The sequence below is a fragment of the Lentiprolixibacter sp. genome (assembly GCF_982873095.1).
On the sequence record NZ_CEYNTP010000194.1, the window covers coordinates 1 to 5,524 of the forward strand.

At 47.2% G+C, this 5,524-nt stretch carries 3 protein-coding genes; 1 reads left to right on the forward strand and 2 read right to left on the reverse strand.

Annotation, left to right across the window (positions count from 1 at the left end; translation table 11 throughout):
* Nucleotides 1-83: 83 nt before the first annotated feature.
* Entirely contained in the window at nt 84-2,012 is a 1,929-nt protein-coding gene (gene gyrB, locus AC4E7D_RS11055; RefSeq protein ID WP_490173855.1) for a DNA topoisomerase (ATP-hydrolyzing) subunit B, read from the reverse strand.
* Between the two features lie 232 nt (nt 2,013-2,244).
* Between gyrB and AC4E7D_RS11060 the strand changes: the two genes are divergently transcribed.
* Nucleotides 2,245-3,690 (forward strand): SLC13 family permease, encoded by a 1,446-nt coding sequence (locus AC4E7D_RS11060; RefSeq protein WP_490173856.1) that lies wholly within the window; start codon nt 2,245-2,247, stop codon nt 3,688-3,690.
* Nucleotides 3,691-3,754: 64 nt separating this feature from the next.
* On the opposite strand, the gene asnB is transcribed toward AC4E7D_RS11060, so the two are convergent.
* The gene (gene asnB / locus AC4E7D_RS11065) at nt 3,755-5,425 is read right to left on the reverse strand and encodes an asparagine synthase B (protein WP_490173857.1); all 1,671 of its coding nucleotides are present in this window, start codon (nt 5,423-5,425) and stop codon (nt 3,755-3,757) included.
* Nucleotides 5,426-5,524 lie beyond the last annotated feature (99 nt).

The following is a 5,524-nucleotide window of genomic DNA, read 5'->3' on the forward strand; positions in this document are numbered from 1 at the left end:
ATCCGTTTCATTTTGTAATATTTTTCCTAAAACTAAAAAACTCGCCCCATGGGAGCGAGTTTTTGTTGTGTAAACGCTATTTCCTATGCATCAATGTTCGCATAAACGGCATTTTTCTCAATAAATTCCCTTCTCGGCGGTACCTCATCTCCCATCAGCATAGAGAAAATCCGGTCGGATTCTGTGGCATTGTCGATGGTTACCTGCCTCAGGGTGCGATTCTCCGGGTTCATGGTGGTATCCCACAACTGTTCGGCATTCATCTCCCCCAGACCTTTGTAACGCTGGATAGAAACACTTCCTCCAAAACTTTCCGCGATCTCATCGCGTTCCTTGTCATCCCAGGCATAGCGTTTCTTGTTTCCCTTTTTCACAAGATAAAGTGGCGGTGTAGCGATATACACGTGTCCGTTTTCTATCAATTCGCGCATGTAACGGAAGAAAAAGGTAAGGATCAGTGTCTCAATATGGCTACCGTCCACATCCGCATCACACATAATAATCACCTTGTGATACCGGAGCTTGTCCAGGTTGAGTGCCTTGCTGTCTTCCTCAGTTCCTATGGTTACCCCAAGAGCTGTGTAGATGTTCTTGATTTCCTCATTTTCAAAAACCTTATGCTGCATGGCCTTTTCCACGTTAAGGATCTTCCCCCGCAAGGGTAAGATCGCCTGGAAATTCCGGTCCCGGCCTTGTTTGGCCGTACCTCCTGCAGAATCCCCCTCCACGAGGAAGACTTCGCACTTTCCGGGATCCTGTTCTGAACAATCGGATAACTTTCCGGGTAGGCCCCCTCCAGTCATCACGCTCTTGCGCTGCACCATTTCCCGGGCTTTGGTAGCCGCATGTCTTGCCTGCGCCGCCAAAATTACCTTTTGTACGATCATTTTGGCATCGTCTGGGTGTTCTTCCAGGTAATTGGTCAGCATTTCCGAAACGGCCTGGCTAACCGCAGAAGATACTTCCCTGTTTCCAAGTTTTGTTTTGGTCTGCCCTTCGAACTGGGGTTCGGCGACCTTTACGGACACGATGGCAGTCAGTCCCTCACGGAAATCGTCCCCGGAAACCTCAAACTTGAGTTTTTCCAGCATTCCGGATGAATCTGCATACTTCTTCAGGGTAGTGGTAAGCCCGCGCCGGAAACCGGACAGGTGGGTCCCCCCTTCATGGGTATTGATATTGTTGACATAAGAATGCAGGTTTTCCGTGTAAATCATAGCTACTTCCACAGGAATATCATTCTTTTCCCCTTCCATAGAGATCACGCTCTGGATAAGGGGTTCCCGGTTGCTGTCCAGGAAGCGGATAAATTCCTTAAGCCCATCTTCGCTGTAGAAGGTCTCGCTGATAAATTCCCCTTTTTCGTCCTTTTCCCGCAGATCGGTAATGCTGATGGTAATCCCCTTATTCAGGTACGCCAGCTCACGCATACGGTTCGCCAGGGTTTCATAGCTGTATTCGATAGTCTGGCTAAAGATCTGTTCATCCGGATGAAAGGTCACCACAGTACCGGTTTCCTTGGAGTCACCAACGCTTTTAACCGGGTACAGGGTCTTCCCGCGCTGGTATTCCTGCTCCCATACCTTGCCATCACGGAAAACGGTAGCCTTCAGGTTGTCAGAAAGGGCGTTAACCACAGAAACCCCTACACCGTGGAGTCCACCGGATACTTTGTAGGAGTCTTTGTCAAACTTCCCCCCGGCCCCAATCTTGGTCATAACCACCTCCAGAGCGGATACTCCCTCCTTTTTGTGGAGCCCTACAGGGATTCCCCGGCCGTTGTCTTTAACCGTAATCGAATTGTCTTCGTTTATAGTGACTGATATGGCATCGCAATGGCCACCCATTGCTTCATCAATCGAATTATCTACTACTTCATAAACCAGATGGTGCAACCCCCTTACCCCAACATCACCGATGTACATGGAGGGCCGCATGCGTACGTGTTCAATGCCTTCGAGTGCCTGAATACTATCAGCACCGTAGCTGTTTTGCTTCACTTCTTCGCTCATAAAAAAATATCTGTTTTAGCTCTTGTTTTTGCAATCCAACAAATATACGTAATACCCTATATAATATACGTTTGCTAGAGATTTGACAGTCTTAAGTTATCAACAATTTAACAACAATTTATGATGGGAAATCCTTTTCAGAACTTTTGATCCGGGATATGACAAATATTAGGTTTTCAAATGGGAATTGATTGTACTTTTGTAAGCGAGTTTCATCAAACCATATCTTCGAATGGCTGATTCAAGGACCGCCTCGCTTAAGCTATTACCACAAATACAGAAAGTTGTTGATGTACAGAGCAAGATCATTTACTTTTTACTCAGCATTATCCTTGCTTTTGGACTCACCTATGCCCTATTTGAACCTTCGATGGACAAGGCACAGATCTATGTACTGTTCCTTTTGTTCCTTGCGGTTGGGCTTTGGATTACCGAAGCGATCCCTCCCTTTGCGGTAGGTTTACTCGTCTTTGGTTTTCTCATTTTCGCCATGAACAGCTATTATTCCGAGGTAGACCCGGAAAATGTTCAGACACATTACATCGGATACATCAACTCCTGGTCTAGCAGCGTGATCTGGCTGATGCTGGGTGGTTTTTTTATGGCAGAGGCCATGAGCAAGACGGAATTGGACAAAATGGTATTCCGTATATCTATCTCCCGTTTTGGGACCAAGCCAAAATACATCTTACTGGGCCTGATGCTCACCACGGCACTGTTTTCCATGATCATGTCCAATACGGCTACCACTGCTATGATGATCGCTTCCGTTATGCCCTTTTTAAATACGCTTGACGAGGATTCGCCTTTTGCAAAGGCCATGTTACTCGGTATTTCCGGTTCTGCCTCTATTGGCGGGATGGGGACCCTGATCGGATCGCCGCCAAATGCGATCGCAGTTGAAGCCCTGAATAACAATGGAATAGATATTGGCTTTCTGGAATGGATGATGGTGGGCTTTCCCCTGGCTATCGTATTTACCCTGCTGTTCTGGCTGTTGCTGAGCAAGCGGTACATCCCAAGGGTAAAGGAAATGGTCATCGACGTAGAAGAAGAAGGTAAGGATGCCCCTGACGCCTTTTATAAGATAAAAAGGATCAAAAAGCGGATCGTTCTGGCCGTGCTGGCACTTACCTTACTCCTTTGGTTAACCGAAAAAGTTCACGGTATCCCGGCTTCTGTGGTTTCCCTGTTACCTATTATCCTGTTAACCATGTCTGGCATCATCAGCGGAGATGATGTGCGAAAGCTTCCCTGGGACACGCTGATGCTTGTGGCCGGAGGTTTGGCCCTCGGACTTGCTATCAAGGAAACGGGGCTTGCAAATTTTTACGTGGAAAAGATCCGGCAGTTTGATCTGAACTTCTATGTTCTCGCACTATTTTTTGGATTCCTTACCGTTATCCTTTCAAACATAATGAGCAATACGGCAACAGCTACCATCCTGATCCCGGTGGGGATTATACTTACATTTAATAACCCCGTCATTCTTCCGCTGGTAATTGGTTTGTGCGCATCTGTAGCCTTGTTTTTGCCCATCTCCACACCGCCGAATGCTATTGCCTATAGCACAGGCAAGCTCCAACAGAAAGATTTCCGGTTTGGGGGGGTAAGTCTGGGAGCTACAGGACCATTGATCATAACCCTTTTTGTACTTCTGGTCGCTGCTTACCTGTAGTACAGAAAAAGCACCATCTCTGGTGCTCTGACTGACTAATCAAATAAGCTGATTCAACATACGGCTATTTCATATAAGCGTCTTCATGTACCTGAGCCACGGCCCTTCCTGAGGGATCATTCATATTCCTGAAGGCTTCGTCCCACTCCAGTGCGATCTTTGTACTGCAGGCTACAGAGGGCTCCTGGGGGACTGAAAGGGCAGCAGCGTCGCTGGGGAAGTGCGACTCAAAAATGGCCCGGTAATAATATTCCTCTTTGGTCGTTGGCGTTTGAATGGGGAAACGGTATTGGGCATTGGCCAGCTGATCATCACTGACCTCCTTTTCCACCAGTTCCTTCAGGGTATCGATCCAACTATACCCTACCCCATCGGAGAATTGTTCTTTCTGCCGCCAGGCAACACTTTCCGGAAGGTAATCCTCAAACGCTTTCCGAACTACCCATTTTTCCATGCGTTCCCCATTGATCATTTTGTCACTGGGGTTGATCCGCATCGCCACGTCGATAAATTCTTTATCAAGAAAGGGCACCCTGCCTTCAATACCCCATGCTGCCAGGGATTTGTTTGCCCTGAGGCAATCATACATGTGCAGTTTTTTCAATTTGCGCACGGTTTCTTCATGGAAATCCTTAGGGCTCGGTGCCTTGTGAAAATACAGGTACCCCCCGAAAAGCTCATCGGCGCCTTCTCCGGATAGCACCATTTTAATCCCCATGGATTTGATCACACGCGCCATCAGGTACATTGGGGTGGATGCACGTATAGTAGTGATATCATAGGTTTCCAGGTTATAGATCACATCCTTGATAGCATCAAGGCCTTCCTGGATGGTAAATTTGATCTCATGGTGAACGGTACCGATATGGTCGGCAACTTTGCGGGCTGCGGCAAGATCCGGGGAACCTTCGAGTCCAACCGAAAAAGAATGGAGCTGGGGCCACCAGGCATCCGTTTTGTCATCTGATTCTACCCGTTTTTGGGCAAACTTTTTGGCAATGGCTGAAGTAACTGATGAGTCCAACCCACCAGAAAGCAACACCCCATAAGGTACATCAGACATCAGCTGACGGTGAACAGCCGCTTCCAAAGCTTCCCTGATCTCTGCTATTTGGGTTGCATTCTCTTTCACAGCGTCATATTCCATCCAGTCACGGGTATACCAGCGTTTTACTTCTCCATCCTTGCTGTACAGGTAATGGCCGGGAGGGAACAGCTCGATCTTGCTGCAAAACCCTTCCAGTGCCTTTAACTCCGATGCCACGTAAAAGGTCCCGTTCCTGTCCCAGCCCATATAGAGCGGAATAATCCCCATGTGGTCCCTGGCAACAAAATATTCGTCCCTGGCGGCATCGTAAATGGCAAATCCAAAAATGCCATTGAGGTCATCGAGAAAATCTATACCCTTTTTCTGGTAGAGGGCCAGGATCACTTCACAATCAGACTGTGTGCTAAAGTTATAGCCCCCACCGAATTGCGTCCGCAATTCCCTGTGGTTGTATATTTCACCATTGGCTGCCAGGACCAGGCTGCCATCGGGACTATATAGTGGTTGTTTCCCGGATGCCGGATCCACTATGGCCAGGCGCTCATGGGCCAGGATAGCATTTTCATTAGCATATATCCCACTCCAGTCAGGCCCCCGGTGCCTGACTTTTTTAGACATTTCCAAAAGTTGGGGTCGCAACCCCTCGGCTTTTTCCTTCAGGTCGAAGGCACATACAATACCACACATAGTATATTAATAATAATTAGGAGCCAAAGATTTGGTTTATTGTTATAATATCAAACATTAAATGCTATATTTATTTATTTTTTTAATATAATATTGAAT